We start from the raw sequence: 16,988 nt of genomic DNA on the forward strand, positions 1-16,988 counted from the left end.
TTCATTGATAAAAAAGAAGGACCATATCACACCTCCAAAGTTCGCTCAGAAAGTACTCAAGTGTTGTCTTAAAAACGAACTCTTAGAGGAAATTGAAGGCGATTTAGAGGAAAAATATCAAGTGGTCTTTGATAAACATGGTGCAAAAAGGGCCAAGCGAAATTACTGGCTTCAAGTAGCACACTATATGAGACCATTTGCTGTCAAAAAAACAAGGTTAAAACTTCCCAAAACAACAGCTATGCACAGACATTATTTGAAGATTTCTTGGAGAAATTTATTGAGAGATAAAGTGTTTTCTACCATCAAAATTGGTGGGTTTGCTATAGGAATAGCGGCTTGCATCCTTATCTCACTCTACATAAATCATGAACTTAGCTATGACAAACATTATGAAGAAGGCGAACGCATATTCAGAATCGCCAATAGCTATCAGAGCGAAGAATATTCAGATTTATGGGCAAACTTACACGGCCCATTCAAGCCAGTTCTGGAAGAATACATTCCTGAAATAGAAAGCGTAAGCCGAGTTGTGCTCTGGAGATGGGGAAATGTTGGCGAAAACCATATTCGATTGCCCGATTCTCCAAACAATATTTATGAATCAGGCTTTTTTTATGCCGACCCTGAATTACTTGAAATATTAGAAATACCAATGGTTTATGGTAGTCAAAAAGAGGCCCTCGATATGCCCAATAGCATTGTTATTTCCAAAAGTAAAGCAGCTAAGTATTTCCCTAACCAAAATCCTGTAGGGGAACAAATTGTTCTGAACGACGACACTGAAAATGCTTACACCATTGGTGGTGTAATGGAAGACTTTTTAACGACATCGCACCTTCAGGGCGATTTTATCATGACGTTGAAAGGTAGAAAAACTGGCCCAGGCACTTCTGGTTGGTGTTGTACGAATTACAATTTCTATATAAAAGTTGTTCCAAATGCAGATAAGGCAGCATTAGAACAAAAATTGGTCGACATAAGGGATACTTATGTGATAAATGAATTGAAGGAAGCTGGACAAACGGGTACTGATGACATTCAAAAACATCAGACATTCTATTTACAGCCAGTTGATAAAATCTATTTGAACAGAGAAAATGTTGCCGATAACATGAAACACGGCACCCACGACCTGATATGGATATTTGGTGGTGTGGCATTGACTATACTCCTACTGGCAGCACTCAACTTTATTAATTTGTCCACAGCCAAGTCTGTCAAAAGAGCTAAAGAAGTTGGGCTTAGAAAAGTAGTCGGTTCACACCGCTCTGGACTTATCGTTCAGCACCTTACAGAATCTTCATTTTACAGTATACTGTCTGTAGCCATTGGCGCTTGTATTGCTTGGGCTTTTCTTCCAACATTTAATCACGTCGCAGCACAGTCTATAAGTATACCTTGGACATCTTATTGGTTTATACCAACACTGTTCGCTGCGGCACTCCTAATAGGATTCCTTTCTGGGGTTTATCCGGCTTTCTATTTATCAAAATTCAACCCCATTCAAGTGCTTAAAGGGAATGTAACGAAAGGCGTAAGGGCATCATTTTTCAGGAACAGCATGGTAGTTTTTCAGTTTACCGTTACCGTTGTTTTAATCATTTCGGCACTCGTGTCTCAAAAGCAGTTTCAACACTTCATGACAAGGTCATTAGGCTTTGAAAAAGAACAAGTTATTAATGTTTTAGGGCTTAATGGTTTAAATGAAAATGAGCGACAAGTGATGAAAGAGGAAATGCTCAGGATTCCGACTATTGAGTATGCCACTTTGGGCGATTACATTCCCGTAGAAGGCGGAAGAAGGACCAATTTTGGCTTTGATCTCTTGAAAGACAAAGGGTTAAATCAAGGTTTTGAGGCAGCGCGCTGGGCAATAGATGAAGATTACTTAGCCACTATGAGTATGGACTTAATTGAAGGTAGGAATTTTAACAAAGAAATGGCTGACGAAAATTCAATTATCATCAACGAATCTATGGCCCAAGGCTTTAATCTTGAAGATCCAATTGATGTGCAAGTAGTTGACATGTTCGATGGTAATTACCGCATTATTGGAGTAGTAAAAGACTTTTATTTCGAGTCACTTACAGGAACTGTCCGACCGCTAGCCATGGTGCTCGGTGATGGCAGAGAAATACTTTCATTAAAGGTAGATGCAAGTAATGTTGAACAGACTTTATCGTCTATTCAAAATGTGTGGGACACGTTTAAACCAAATCAGCCATTGCGATACAGCTTTATGGATCAGAAATTTGAGCAGATGTATGAAGGGTTAACCCAAGCCAAAACATTACTAGTTATTTTTTCCATTCTTTCAGTAACCATTGCCTGCCTAGGACTTTTCGCCCTTTCCGCATATTCAGTTGAGCAAAGAATTAAAGAAGTAAGCGTTAGAAAAGTATTAGGAGCCACTGCCGAAAGGATCTTCAAATTACTAGCAACAGATTTTATAAAGCTCATTTTAATTGCCATTATAATAGCTATTCCTGTTGGATATTACCTTATGGACATGCTACTGGGCGATATGGCTAACAGAATTGATTTGTCGTGGTCAATTTTTGGCTTCGCTGCCCTTCTTGCCTTCACCATTGCTTTAATAACCGTAAGCTTTGAATCTATAAAAGCCGCGACGATAAACCCTGCCACAAGATTGAGGTCCGAGTGAACCAAAACAAAAACCATATCATCCCTCCACGTCTCGCCGAAAGACTATTACTCTGGTTCTTAAAAGATGAGCTAGCAGAGGAGGTTTTGGGTGACTTGGATGAAAAATTTTATTCAACACTAAAGAAAAATTCTACTTGGAAAGCAAGAAGAAACTACTGGTATCAGGTATTTAAATACATGAGGCCTTTTGCTCTTAAACGAAATCGGTCAAATCAAATAAATCAAACAGCCATGTTCAAGCATAATATTCTCATCTCATTCAGAAGCTTTAAAAGATTCAAAAGCACCTTTCTCATCAACATTTTCGGGTTGGCCATTGGGCTGGCAAGTGCCCTTTTGATTTATTTATGGGTCAATGATGAATTGAACACCGACAAGTTCAGTGAAAAAGACAGCGATAGGCATGTCCAGATAATCTATAGTTATCCCACCTCTGGCACTATCCAAACTGAGATTAATGGGACACCCAACCCTCTATTTGAAGCCTTGGCCGAAAATATGCCCGAGGTAGAATACGCCGTCCCTATTATAGTAGACTCCTATTACAAGGGTGTTCTTTCGGTTGGTGACAACAATGCACGAGCACAATTTCAATTTATAGGCAAGGGGTATTTCAATCTATTCCCGGGTGACTTTATCCACGGCAACAAGCATGAAATACTATCCGACAAAGGAGAGATCGCTATTTCTGAAAAACTGGCCTTAAGTTTATTTCAATCTACAGAAAAGGCCATGGGACAACTGGTGGAATTGAAAGATGAAGATTATGGAGGCTCCTATCTGGTTTCAGGGGTTTTTAAATCAGTCCTCAATTCTTCAAAGCCTTCCGATGTTCTATTGAGCTACGAACTCTTTCGAAATGAAGAGATGATGAAATGGTATAACGGTGGTACCCAAGCACATTTGGTACTCAAAGAGGGTGTTGATTTAGACCAGTTCAATGTCAAAGTCAAAGACTATTTGAAAACCGTATGGGAGAATTCCAACTACATTCTGTACGCTCAGCCTTATTCGGAAAGATACCTCTATGGAAATTATGAAAATGGACTCCCACAGCCCGGAAAAATCATTTATGTAAGATTATTCTCCCTTATCGCCATTTTTATTCTGGTGATCGCCTGTATTAATTATATGAATTTTTCAACGGCCAATGCTTCTAGAAGATTGAAGGAAATTGGCGTGAAAAAAGCGATCGGTGCAGGCAGAAAATCACTCGTCAGACAATATTTTGGAGAGTCAATTTTCATGGCATTCTTAGCCCTTGGATTGGCCATGAGCATTGCCTATTTATTACTTCCCCAATTCAATGAGATCACAAGTAAGCAATTAAGCTTCGACATTTCTCTTAATCTCATTTCTGCGATTTTGCTAATAACCCTCATTACTGGAGTAATCTCTGGTGTATACCCTGCCTTACATCTTTCAGGGTTTAATTCAATTGTTGCTCTTAAGGGAAAGCTCAAAAGCCACGGCAACAGCATTTGGATAAGAAAAGGGCTTGTGGTTTTTCAATTTGCCGTTTCAGTTATACTTATCGCTTCTGTTATTGTGGTCTATAAACAAGTTGAGTTTATTCAAAACAAGAACTTAGGCTATAATAAAGATCACATCATTACATTTCCTAAGGAGGGAAAAATCACAGAAAATTTCCAGCCATTCATGACCGCCATTAAGAATATTACGGGGGTAACACACGCTTCGCAAATGAGCGGAAACCTTCCTGGTAGCATTGGTTATTCTCAAGGATATAAATGGGAAGGCATGAGTGATGAAGATAGAAAACTAAGATTCTACCAAATCCGCGGTGGATATGAATTGCCAGATCTACTAGGAATTACGCTCAAAGAAGGAAGAACTTTCTCCAAAGAATACGCCACTGACGTTGATGGCATTATTCTTAACGAAGCAGCGCTCGAAATGATAAAGCTCGAGAATCCGATAGGTCAAAAATTTGGCAACCTAAACCCAAACGCCCCTACTAAAGAAATTATCGGGGTGGCCAAAAACTTCCACTTTCAATCTTTACAAGAAAAGGTAAAGCCATTTTTCTTTTCAATCAGTGACTATGGACAAAAGGTTATTTTAAAGTTACAGGCAGGAAAAGAAACTGAGACAATAGCAGCTATCGAAGAGGTTTATAAAGACTTTAATGAAGGGTACCCTTTTGAATTTAAATTTCTGGATGATGAATATCAGGCAGTTTATGCCTCAGAACAACGAATTACAGTGCTCTCGAAATATTTTGCCGGAATTGCCATAGCCATTTCTTCCTTAGGTCTGTTAGCACTTACTGCCTTTAGTTCGCAAAGAAGGTTCAAAGAAATTGCCATAAGAAAAGTACTAGGTTCAAAAAGCGTCGAGATTATCAGAATGCTATCGAACGAATTCATGGTTTTAGTCTTAGGTGGAATCTTCATCGCATTGCCAGTAAGTTATTACTTCATGCGTGAGTGGCTGGATGGCTTTGCTTATCGAATCGAGTTATCGCCAGTTTACTTCATCCTTGCCGGCGTTCTAATGCTCCTAGTGGCTTGGCTAACCATATTTACTCAAACCACCAAGTCGGCGAAAATCAACATCACAGAAAATTTAAGAAGTGAATAAAAACATTCTTGGCACTATGTATCTAACATAGCCTCACTCCCCCAAAAATATTTTTGATCGGGTTCATGCAACCTTCGAAAATATTTCTTCTCTTTTCCGTAACATATTGTAACTGTTGGTATTTATTACTAAATAGAGTTTAAATAAATAACATTGTCCGATGAGACAATGAGAAATCAATCACGGTCAGAAATGTATGAATAAAGAGAATAAAAATATGAAGCCTCCAAAATTCGGTCAATGGCTACTTGAAAGCTTTTGTTCTTACGATTTTCTACCAACGGCCCTTTGGGATCTGGAAGAGTTATTCTACCAAAATCTTAAAACTAAAGGACCTCTAAAAGCCAAACTGCTCTACCTCATAGAGGTGCTGAGTATAGTCGTTCACCTTTTTTTCAAAGGAAAAAGTCAGTTCTCAATAAATAAAATAGCCATGTTCAAACACAACATTCTAATCAGCTATCGCAGTTTCATGCGATTTAAAAGCACTTTCTTAATTAATCTTATTGGTTTGGCCAGTGGCTTGGCTTGTACCTTATTCATTTATTTGTGGGTGACGGACGAACTCAATATTGATAAATTTCATGAGCACGGTGACCGTCTTTATCAGGTACTTAACCACGACCGTTGGGGAGGTCAAGTGAAAACCAAAACCTATACACCAAGACTTTTAGCTCAGTCATTTCAAGAAGACTTTCCAGAAGTTGAAATGGCGATATCAGTCAACGAAGATTGGGCTGATCAACCAGGTTATATCAGTTTTAATGAAGTCACATTTACTGCTGAAGACAACCATATAGACAAGGACTTCTTCAAAGTATTTTCTTATGAGTTACTCATAGGAAATATTGATAACCCACTGCCCAACACCAAGTCAGTACTTCTTTCGAATAAACTAGCACAAAAACTATTTGATTCTCCAGAGGATGCTGTAGGTCAGACCATAGAATGGCATCAAGAAGAAATGTCAGGCCTTTACTCTGTTTCTGGAATCTTTGAGGCACCAAAGCATTCTTCTAAAGACTTTGAAATGCTATTTCCTATGGGACTTCTTGAAGAACATCATGAGAATTATAATCTATGGGCGAACAATAATGATGCAACGTATTTGGTAATGCGTGACGGTGCTGATATCAATGCTTTCAATGCTAAAATTGAAAACTTCCTCAAAACCAAGAATGATTGGGCCAAAAACACCCTGAGTTTGCAACTTTTTCAAGATCGATATTTGAATGGTGTATTTACCGATGCACAACAAACAGGTGGAAGAGCTTCTTATGTACTTCTTTTCAGCCTGATCGGGGTGTTCGTACTGGCCATAGCTTGCATTAATTTCATGAACCTTACCACAGCCAAAGCTGGCAACCGACTAAAAGAAATTGGTGTAAAAAAGACGATTGGGGCCAAAAAGAAAACACTAGCTGCACAATACCTAAGTGAGTCAATGTTGATGGCATTTATGGCACTCGTTGTAGCTATTGCCATTGTCTTGGGTTTGTTGCCATTCTTCAATGTGTTAACTGGCAAAAACCTATCCTTGGATTTCACGCTCGAACTTGCCAGTGCTTTGGTTGCGATTACCCTGATTGTGGGTATACTCTCAGGTAGCTATCCCGCACTATACCTTTCATCCATTAATCCCATTTCTATGCTAAAAAGCAGACAGCATAAGACTTTTGGCGATGCCTTTATTAGAAAGAGCCTGGTGATCTTCCAGTTCTCCATAACCATAATATTCATTTCAGCGGTTATGGTTATTTCTGCTCAAATAGACTTTATTCATTCCAAAAACCTCGGTTATGACAAAGAAAACGTAGTCTACTTTGGTAATACCGGAATTGCAGAGGAGTCCTACGATGTATTTATAGATAGAATCAGCAATCTTCCAGGGGTAATTCACGCGGCTAGTGCTGATCATGACCTGACCGGAAACCATGGAGGAACTTCTTACTTAAGCTGGCCTGGAAAGGAAAAGAACAATTATGTAAGCTTTGCGAACTTAGAAATGGGTTTCGGATTCATAGAAACCATGGGCATTGAATTGGTTTCTGGACGAACTTATGATAACAAGCGAGCAGGTGAAGACAATAAAATAATATTCAATGAAACCGCCATTGAAGCCATGGGAATTAAAGACCCCATCGGAAAAACCATTCAATTATGGGGCAAAGACAGAGAGATCATAGGGGTTGTGAAGGATTTTCATACTGACTCTTTTTACAACGACATCATGCCTACATTCATTTTGTCGAATGGAGATCTGGGTAAAACGCTCGTCAAACTCCGTGCAGACGCCATAATAGGAACAATGGCAATTGTAAAGGGTATTTTTGAAGAGTACAATACGGAAATACCCTTTGAATATCGGTTTATCGACTCTGATTTTGAACGTATGTATGTAGCAGAGCAACGCGTCTCTACACTGGCCAAATCCTTTTCAATTGTTGCCGTAATTATTTCTTGTTTGGGCTTACTTGGGTTGACAGTATTTACCGCTGAAAAGCGGTCAAAAGAAATAGGAATTCGTAAGGCTCTAGGATCAGGTACATGGCGTATTATTAAGCTATTATCTGCTGATTTCACTAAAATGGTTATGCTGGCTATGATCATTGGCCTACCTGTCAGCTACTTTGCCGCTCAGCGATGGACGGCTGATTTCTCCTACAGCATTGAATTAAAATGGTGGTATTTTGGTTTGGCAGGCTTAACTACCTTGATCATTGCTTGGTTAACCGTTAGCTTTCAAACCGTCAAAGCAGCCAACACCAATCCTGTGGATACTTTGAGAGCAGAATAATTCATTTTTTTTCAAGATAGTGCGCAAGTTTTGTTTCTCCTTATCATCTATAAGGGAAACAAAACTTGGAGACATGAAACACAAATTTGCCCTACCACTCCTATTTTTAGCACTACTCTCATGGAGTTGCAGCAATGATGACGGCACTGATTCAGATACTGATATTGATCAAGATGAAGATGTAGAATTGTCTTCTGCCTTTGAAGAATTCGACAACGATAATTTAAACATCTACCTCGATGGTAGTCAAGTTGTAATTGAAACTAATGGCCTTCCGAACCACACATCTCCTTACTGGTCTAATACCACTGCCAGAACTGCTCAAAATGGAAACATGACGCTGACTACTCCAGCGGCAGCCACAAATCACGCTTTGTTTGTAGAACCTACAGTAACGTCTCATGAGCAAATGGCACCAGGCAATATTGACGATTTCAACGGATCCTATACTTTACGAGTACCCGCTAACCCAACTAAAGCAAGTACCAGTTCTGCAACCGGACTTGGTGCTATTGGAATAGCCATAAGTGGAGCAGTAATTTATAATGATCAGGAAGGCCCTAATGTGCCTTTAGATGATGCCGCTCCCTCACTCGATTATTCCGGAGCACATACTGGCCCACAGAGCTATCATTATCATTTAGAACCTAAAGCTTGGTCTATTGATGATACAGCATTGATTGGAATTATTTCAGATGGCTTCTTTCTTTATGGACGAAAATGTGCATCAAATGGAACTTATCCAATGGATTTAGACGCTTCTGGAGGACACACTGCCACAACGCAGTTCCATAATACGGCCATTTACCACTACCATACGCAAAATGAGCTTTACCTAAACCAATACTATATTTTATTTCCAGGTGATTATCAAGGAACTCCCAATGCGATCAATTAAAGTAATATTAGGAAGTATTTTTCTGACGGCCATTTGTGCCTTTGGATTCCAATACAATTCGGAATCTGAAGGCAATTTGGTTATTCATAAAGCCGACCTTATTCTCAAGGCTGAGGCAGGAATTTTTACTTTCAACGATAAGCCGTTTTCTGGAACGGCTATCACCTTATCAGCTGATAGCGTTTTACTAGAGCGTGCAGATTTTTATAACGGCAAACGGCATGGAAAGCTGACCAAAAACTTTATCGATGGCTCAAAAAGTTATCAAGCCAATTATCAAAACGGAAGATTGCATGGAATTTCGACTACTTGGTGGAAAAATGGACTGAAACATTCTGAAGCGACATTTGACAATGGTGTTTTAGATGGGCCGCAAAAAAAATGGTACAAATCAGGCCTACTCTTCAAGGAAACAAATTTAGTAGCTGGCAAAGAATCTGGATTACAAAGGGCCTGGCGAGAAAACGGCAAACTCTATGTTAACTATGAAGCAAAAAGTGGTCGAATTTATGGCCTTAAAAGATCGAATTTATGCTATCAATTAGACAATGAAAGTATCACCTATGAAGACTAACCTAATCACCCTATTGTGTTTGATTTTAGTAGCATCATGCACAAGCGAAAAGTCTGAAGAAAAAGTCAGCAAAAATGACGCTTTGCCTTATTATCAAGAGGCAACTTTCACCCCTCAATGGCTGGATAAAAGCAGTCCAGTACTTGATAGTTTTCATAAAATACCTGCTTTCTCCTTAACCAACCAACTTGGTGAAGTAGTGACCGAAAAAACACTAGAGGGTAAAATATATGTAACAGATTTCTTCTTTACCACTTGTCCAGGCATTTGCCCTAAAATGACGACGAATATGCAGTTGGTACAGGCTGCATTTACTGATGACGAAGACGTTATGCTCCTTTCACATTCAGTAACACCGGAAACTGATAGCGTTTCCGTATTGAAATCTTACGCCGAAAGAAATGGCATAAATGCGAACAAATGGCAGCTCCTTACTGGTGATCGGCAAGCAATATATGACCTAGGAAGAAAATCTTACTTTGTAGAAGAAGACCTAGGCCTTGAGAAAACCGAAGATGAGTTTTTACATACCGAAAATTTCGTGCTCATCGATCAAAATCGTCATATCCGTGGCATTTATAACGGTCTGAATAAGGTTTCAGTGGCTCAATTAATTGCAGACATTAATACTTTAAAAGAAGAGTTGAGTTCTTCAGATAAAAGCGAGGAATAGTGAAAGCTTAGCTGGCCACTTTGTTTTCCATGCCTTCTGCATTGTACCATTCCTGATCCCATGCGATTTCCACAATTGCGCGAATTCTATCTTTAAAAACTGCTCTTAGGCCGTTTGACTCCACAAAGGAAATAGCCTGATCAAAAGAATTGAACATGCTTTTATAAAAGGCCTCTTGATTAATGCGTTTTTTAGCATTGAACCGCTGCGCTGTTTCTAAATTGAAAAGCATAACCTCAGCTATTAATACGGGATCTAAACCGAGCAATAAAAACTGTTTGATATACTTCTGAGCAACTGATCTTCTGGCGCGAGCTCGTTTCCTTTTTAAAGGAAAATATTCGTTGGCAATTTTCAGTTTAGCCTCCTCCACCATTTTGTCTTCCTTAGGGTTGAATACAAAATTGTAATAAGTCTGAACCGGTTTAAAACGAGTATACAAATCAAGCACTTGATCTTCGAGTTCTTGCTTATTCAAAGATTGCAGATACTTTACAAGGGCTCTTTTACTCATAAATCAAAGATGACATTATAGACAATTAAACTATCACGAATATCCGATATTATCATTAGCTCAAATAATCTAATTAAGCATTAGCTTTAAAACTTATCTATTGGATTTCAGTTTTATTCATAGAATGAATCACTTTTACCGATTGCCAAAATACTTACAATGGACTTTCGCCTTAGCTAAATTAAACGAAGTAAAAACGGCATCGACTACTGGTGACAAATTGGTAAAGCAAAAGCCAACCATTCTTCAAATTCAAGCGTTTTTAGACAACAGAATTAAGACAGACCCTTCGTGAAAATTAGATTTCTATTTGTTCTATTCTCCTTAGCATTCATGTTTTTTGTTTGTCGAAAGGTAACATTTGGCCAAACCGAAGTAATACTAAAAGGTCGTGTAATCGACGCTGAAACGGGCGAAGGACTTCCTTTTGCTACCATAGCATACCCAAATAAAAACTTAGGCATCGCAAGTAATCAAGATGGGTATTTTCAATTTTATATCCCTAGTGCCGATAGCTCGGATGCGATCGAATTGTCATTCTTGGGCTTCAAAAAACGATCTATAATCATTAGTGAGTTTGAACAGGGTAAAGCTTATGGGCTGTCTGTAGAAGCTAAAAATTTAGCTTCCGTAAATGTGGTGGCTAAAGCTAAAAAGTTCAAAGTGAAGTCTTTTATGCGAAGGGTCATCAAGGATTTCAATGCTAAGAAAAATAGTGATTCGCATATAGCCTACGCTCAGTATCGTGAAATGGCTTTTCAAGGTAACGAGCCCATTATGTATATAGAAAGTGTTGGCTATTCTGTTTATGTAAAAAACAAGCAATGGGCTACTTATGCCAACTATAATTTCATAAATGAACAAACAAGGGCCTTTGCAGATAGCCCTACTTGGTTTGCCTATGGTAGTAATTTGGGGGGAGTAGTAAATAATGGAGTTCAATCTTCCGGCGGAAGTGTTTTAAGAACATATAGAGTACTCGAAACACGTGGCCTACTGGCTGAAAATAGATTCAATAAGTACCGATTTAAGCTTGATTCTAGTTACACGGAATCAAATAATGAGGTGTTAGTCATACAGTTTAATAGTGGAAACGATAAAGGGAAACTATTCGTGAATAGCGATAATTACCAAATTCAGAAAATAGTATACAGCAGCAATTACATTTGGAGCCACCCATTTCACCAAAACTTAGGGGCAGATATTCTCTTAGGGTTCAATTATATCAATGGAGTTCCTTATATAAAGTTTGGCAGTGTTGAATACACAAAAAACGGGCTTAACCATATCACCGAATTTCAGACCATTCTCCAAAAAGATGCTCAACTCTCGCTAAATAATAATTTATTTGGACTTGTGAATAGTTACAGCATAAACCCTATTGTAATTTATTCTGAAGATTTCTGGAATCAAGCTGCGTTCCCATTCGACCAATCTACCTGCATACTATGCAGTAAGGTTGATTTAGAAAAACTCAAGCCAAGTTTTCGGAATTTTACTAACCGACAACTAGTATCTCCTAGCAATAGACTGACCGAGAAGCAATTGCAGGATCACCAGTCAATTCTTGCACTGATCGATCAATTCAAGTAGCTGTTCGTCTACCACCCTTCACAATTAAACTTCCCTAAACATTACAAAATGACTATCTTAAGGTGACAAGCTCAAGACTAAGCCTTATGAAAAAATTATCGAGAGAAGAAATCAACCCAGAAGTTTTTGATTTATATGATGACTACGCCCACAATAAAATTGATAGGCGAAAATTCGTTGAAAAGCTATCTATCTACGCTATCGGTGGCCTTACCGTTTCGACATTGATGAGTAGCATGATGCCTGATTATGAAACTACCCGACTTATTGCTGAAAATGACGATCGTTTGTCTTCTGATTATATCAATTATGATTCTCCTAAAGGGGGCGGTAGCATAAAGGGTTTACTTTCAAAACCTACAGGCACATCGGGCAAAGTACCTGGTGTAGTGGTGGTGCATGAAAACAGAGGGCTTAATCCTTATATAGAAGATGTTGGGAGAAGAACGGCGGTGGACGGATTTATATCTCTAGCACCGGATGCCTTAACGCCGCTAGGTGGTTACCCAGGTACTGACGATGAGGGTAGAACTATGCAGCGTAAGCGCGATAGAAATGAGATGTTAGAGGATTTTATCGCGGCTTATGAATACTTAAAAAATCACCCAGATTGTAACGGTAAAATTGGTGTTGTAGGATTTTGCTTTGGTGGTTGGATAGCCAACATGATGGCAGTTAAAGTGCCAACACTTTCTGCTTCTGTCCCTTTTTATGGAGGACAACCTTCAGCCGAAGATACGGCCAATATCAATTCGCCCATGATGCTTCAATATGGCGGTTTAGACAAACGCGTAAACGCTGGCTGGCCTGCATTTGAAGAGGCTTTAAAGGCGAATAATGTTAAATATGAAGCTTTTGTGTATGAGGGAGCCAATCATGGTTTCCATAATAACACTACACCTCGCTATGATGAAAAAGCCGCTGATTTAGCTTGGTCTAGAACCATCCGTTTCTTTAAAGAGAACTTGGCTTAGCCTGAAAATAAAAAGGAGAACCAGTTTTTATTGATTCTCCTTTTTTTACAATTTCTGCCACATAATATAGCTATTAATCAATCCCTTTGTAGGGTGATTAAACACATCTGGTACCTCTCCTACAATCTTAAATCCAAGGCGCTGCCAAAGCTTTACTGCACGTTCATTGCTTTTTAAAACAATATTGAACTGCATGGATTTATACCCCAACCTTCTGGCCTCCTCTAAAGAAAATAGACCCATTTCTGAGCCGACACCTTTGCCTTCAAAAGAAGGGTCTGTCATATAACCCGCGTTGGCCACGTGTGCTCCCAAACCGGGCTGATTATCAGAAATGTAGAAAGTACCAACTACGCGTTCATTGACCAAAGCCACGAAAACGTGTTTTTTACGATTACACCAAAAAGCCAACATTCGCTCTCTGCTTGTGTCTGGAGCAAAAACAAAACTTTCACAAGAGGCAATTACTTGTTTAGTAATTGCCCAAATGGCTTCATGATCGGCTTTTGTGGCTTTTCTTATTTCCATATTGACTACTTTAAATTTTAGTCATTTATTTTTTTAACTAACTCTAGGTTAAGTCCGTTCACAAAATCCTTATAGGCCTCCCAATCATCAATAAAGAAAGCACTGATCTTATCCAAAATAGGCTGGGCAGCATTGGAAGCATTTTTCAAGGCTAGTGTTTGAGGTTGAGTAACGGGTTTAAAACTACCACCCATTTTGCCTCTAACATTTCCTAAAATTCTAGAGAGCATCGACGGATCGTTTCTAAATCCTTGCACAGGTGCTTCAAAAATCAACCCTCGAAGTTCAGCGATCTTCTTTTTAGCCTCACTCGTTTTCTTATTAAGTTCTTTGTTATCTACTGAAAGACCAGATATCTCTGCTAGTACGCTATTGGCTTCGGTGAGCTGATCTACCGCCGCTGTTACTTTATTAATCAATGCATAATACTGACCGATAAAGGCTTGTTTCTCTTGCATCGCTCCATCATCCCAATCGGTTCTCATATCTCTCAATACATTAATAGGTTGGCTTGAAGATTCACCTTTAAGTGTCATTGTAATAGTATATGTGCCAGGCAACACATCATATCCGCTTGGCTTATTTCCATTGGCACTTGAAGGTTTTCTAGAACCAGGCTGACGAATACCATCTGCTTCAAACCCCCAATAAACTCTATTGACTCCCTCTTTTGCATTATAAGAACGTGTTCTTACTACTTTACCAGATGCATCGGCGACTTCCATTTTTACACGACCTGCCTTTTTCGCGTAGAAGCTAATTGCAGCATTAAAAGGTTTGTTCTCGCCTCTAAACAAACCGCTTCCCGTACTTCTATAGCCCCAATATGGGCCAATTATAGCATTCGTAGCATCAGGAATACTGAAGGTATGAATCTCCTTTTCTTTGAGTTTCTTCATTCCCATTTGAGTAGCCTCTCTTAACGGACGGATATCGTCTAATATCCAAAGAGCACGGCCAAATGTGCCTATTATTAAATCATGCTCTCTTGGATGAATCTGCAAATCCATTGTTGGCACGGTCGGAAATCCATGCGTCCATTTGGCCCATGTATCAGCGCCATCCATACTAACATAAAGGCCACCTTCAGTGCCCAAGAAAAACAGGTTTGGTTCTACTGGATCTTGAACGATCGACATGGCAAAACCAAAAACATCTCCATCATTTACAATGCGTTTCCAAGTTCGCCCATAATTCGTGGTTTTATAGACATAAGGGCTCCAATCATCCCTTCTGTGTTCGTCGAACACTACAAAAGCGGTTCCAGCATCGTAAGTACTAGGTCTAATTTGCTGTACCCAACTATTGGCTGGCAAGCCAGGAAATTTACCCGCACTGTTCACCCATTTTCCACCACCATCTCTTGTCAACTGAACGTTTCCATCATCAGTACCTACCCAGATCATTCCTTCCGCTAAGCTACTTGGCGATACAACGGTTATAGTTGTATGCATTTCTGCACCTGAGTTATCGAAATTTAATCCGCCAGTTTCCATCTGACGTTGTTTTTCAGGGTCGTTAGTGGTTAAATCTGGAGAAATAATTTCCCAATTATCTCCATGATCGCTTGATTTGAAAAGGTACTGACCACCTAGGTAGATTGTTTTCTTGTCGATCGGATCAATATTTACTCCGGCATTCCAGTTCCACCTTATTTGTTCTCCATCGGGGTGTTCTGGCCTTATACCAACCATTTGCCCCGTCTTACGGTCGTATCTTTGAATGTTTGCTCCTTGGCTCAACGAATAGCCATACCGTGTATCGAGTGGGTCTGGAACTACATCAAAGCCATCGCCTCCAACTATTCTTTCCCAAAAACCATTTCTAATTCCACCTTGCTTTAGGAGTTGACTTGGCCCCAACCAAGCACCATTGTCTTGCATGCCGCCCATTACATTGTAAGGCGTTTCCATATCGTAGCTCACATGATAAAACTGACCTATTGGAAGGTTTTCCATAAAGTGCCAGCTTCCTCCTCTATTACGCGTCATTACCATTCCTCCATCGTTACCTAATACCATAAAATTCGGATCGTCTGGGTGAATATAAAGGGCATGATTATCTACATGGACAATTCCTGTATTGACAAATCCGCCGAAACTCTTACCGCCATCTTCACTTACAGTAGCTTGCGTATGGATGGAATAAACACGGTTTTCATTTTCTGTATCAACATAAATATCTGCATAGTAAAATGGCCTTCCACCTAAGCCTCTATCTCCCTTATTTGAAATTCTATACCACTTATTTCCGCCGTCATCAGAACGGTACAAAGCATTTTCTTTAGATTCTACATAGGCGTATACTCTATCTGGTTTTGAAGGGGCTATGGCTAATCCAATTCTACCCATATCTCCTTTTGGCAAACCATCGGCAGAAGTTTTCCGATCCCAAGTTTCACCACCATCATGTGTTATATAAATGCCTGATGCAGGGCCACCCGAATTAAAAAACCAAGGGTATCTGCGATGTTCCCACATACCTGCAATCAGCTTATTTGGATTTTCAGGGTCGATGACTAAGTCTGAAATACCTGCACCCGGAACATCATAAAGTACTTTTCTCCATGATTTACCTCCGTCGGTCGATTTAAAAACACCTCTTTCTTCGTGTTCCGTCCACGGTGATCCGATAGCGCCTACCCAAATCGTGTTTGGGTCGTTCGGATGAATGATTAGACGGTGGATATTTTTAGTATCCTTTAATCCCATATGCTTCCAAGTTTCACCGCCATCTAAACTGCGATAAACACCGTACCCTCCGTTTAAAGAATTACGAGGGTTTCCTTCGCCCGTACCTACCCATATTGTGCTGGCATTGGAAGGATCAATGGCTACAGCACCAATAGAGGCAACTTCTTGATCGTCGAAAAGTGGTTCCCAGCTTACGCCGCCACTTACAGATTTCCACAAGCCACCAGAAGCAGTACCAACGTATATGACATTTTTATTCGACCGAACGACATCAATTGATGTAACTCTGCCTGACATACCGGCTGGCCCGATAGACCTCGGCTCCATAGTTTTGAATAGAGAAAGGTCAGTTTGCGCCTGAATGCTTAGTGCACAAAAGAATAAAAGCGTAAAAAGCGATAGATACTTGGATAACTTCATAGGTATAATTTATAGGATTAAAGATAAATACCTGTCGCTCGCTTTCAGCT

Annotated in this window: 12 protein-coding genes; 9 read left to right on the forward strand and 3 right to left on the reverse strand. The window is 39.6% G+C overall.

Annotation, left to right across the window (positions count from 1 at the left end):
- Positions 1–4: 4 nt before the first annotated feature.
- The 6 genes from JXQ92_RS00495 (at position 5) to JXQ92_RS00520 (ending at position 10,216) form a co-directional block, all read left to right on the forward strand.
- Positions 5–2,668 (forward strand): ABC transporter permease, encoded by a 2,664-nt coding sequence (locus JXQ92_RS00495; RefSeq protein ID WP_421984613.1) that lies wholly within the window; start codon positions 5–7, stop codon positions 2,666–2,668.
- The gene (locus JXQ92_RS00500; RefSeq protein WP_421984614.1) at positions 2,665–5,274 is read left to right on the forward strand and encodes an FtsX-like permease family protein; all 2,610 of its coding nucleotides are present in this window, start codon (positions 2,665–2,667) and stop codon (positions 5,272–5,274) included. Before JXQ92_RS00495 ends, JXQ92_RS00500 begins: the two co-directional genes overlap by 4 nt.
- A 217-nt stretch (positions 5,275–5,491) precedes the next feature.
- Positions 5,492–8,071, forward strand: a complete 2,580-nt coding sequence (locus JXQ92_RS00505) for an FtsX-like permease family protein (protein ID WP_421984615.1) — start codon at positions 5,492–5,494, stop codon at positions 8,069–8,071.
- 73 nt (positions 8,072–8,144) lie between these two features.
- Entirely contained in the window at positions 8,145–8,969 is an 825-nt protein-coding gene (locus JXQ92_RS00510; protein ID WP_421984616.1) for a YHYH protein, read from the forward strand.
- The gene (locus tag JXQ92_RS00515; protein ID WP_421984617.1) at positions 8,956–9,543 is read left to right on the forward strand and encodes a toxin-antitoxin system YwqK family antitoxin; all 588 of its coding nucleotides are present in this window, start codon (positions 8,956–8,958) and stop codon (positions 9,541–9,543) included. The genes JXQ92_RS00510 and JXQ92_RS00515 overlap by 14 nt, the downstream gene beginning before the upstream one ends.
- Positions 9,533–10,216 carry an SCO family protein gene (locus tag JXQ92_RS00520; protein ID WP_421984618.1) on the forward strand — a complete coding sequence of 228 codons (684 nt, stop codon included), beginning with the start codon at positions 9,533–9,535 and terminating at the stop codon, positions 10,214–10,216. The genes JXQ92_RS00515 and JXQ92_RS00520 overlap by 11 nt, the downstream gene beginning before the upstream one ends.
- Before the next feature lie 7 nt (positions 10,217–10,223).
- On the opposite strand, the gene JXQ92_RS00525 is transcribed toward JXQ92_RS00520, so the two are convergent.
- On the reverse strand, positions 10,224–10,730 hold the full coding sequence (locus JXQ92_RS00525; RefSeq protein ID WP_421984619.1) for a DUF6155 family protein: 507 nt from the start codon (positions 10,728–10,730) through the stop codon (positions 10,224–10,226).
- Between the two features lie 124 nt (positions 10,731–10,854).
- Here JXQ92_RS00525 and JXQ92_RS00530 point away from each other — a divergent pair, with 124 nt between their 5' ends.
- The 3 genes from JXQ92_RS00530 (at position 10,855) to JXQ92_RS00540 (ending at position 13,297) form a co-directional block, all read left to right on the forward strand.
- Positions 10,855–11,025, forward strand: coding sequence for a hypothetical protein (locus JXQ92_RS00530; RefSeq protein ID WP_421984620.1), 171 nt, complete (start codon positions 10,855–10,857; stop codon positions 11,023–11,025).
- Positions 11,022–12,323: a carboxypeptidase-like regulatory domain-containing protein gene (locus tag JXQ92_RS00535; protein WP_421984621.1), complete on the forward strand. Its 1,302-nt coding sequence runs from the start codon at positions 11,022–11,024 to the stop codon at positions 12,321–12,323. The genes JXQ92_RS00530 and JXQ92_RS00535 overlap by 4 nt, the downstream gene beginning before the upstream one ends.
- Positions 12,324–12,409: 86 nt before the next feature.
- A complete protein-coding gene (locus JXQ92_RS00540; RefSeq protein ID WP_421984622.1) occupies positions 12,410–13,297 on the forward strand; it encodes a dienelactone hydrolase family protein in 888 nt (295 codons plus the stop codon).
- Between the two features lie 45 nt (positions 13,298–13,342).
- On the opposite strand, the gene JXQ92_RS00545 is transcribed toward JXQ92_RS00540, so the two are convergent.
- Together JXQ92_RS00545 and JXQ92_RS00550 are read right to left on the reverse strand one after the other, a co-directional pair.
- The gene (locus JXQ92_RS00545) at positions 13,343–13,825 is read right to left on the reverse strand and encodes a GNAT family N-acetyltransferase (RefSeq protein WP_421984623.1); all 483 of its coding nucleotides are present in this window, start codon (positions 13,823–13,825) and stop codon (positions 13,343–13,345) included.
- 17 nt (positions 13,826–13,842) lie between these two features.
- Positions 13,843–16,938, reverse strand: a complete 3,096-nt coding sequence (locus JXQ92_RS00550) for a VPS10 domain-containing protein (RefSeq protein WP_421984624.1) — start codon at positions 16,936–16,938, stop codon at positions 13,843–13,845.
- Positions 16,939–16,988: the final 50 nt, after the last annotated feature.

It is taken from the genome of Roseivirga sp. (assembly GCF_049099775.1).
Classification (GTDB): domain Bacteria; phylum Bacteroidota; class Bacteroidia; order Cytophagales; family Cyclobacteriaceae; genus Roseivirga.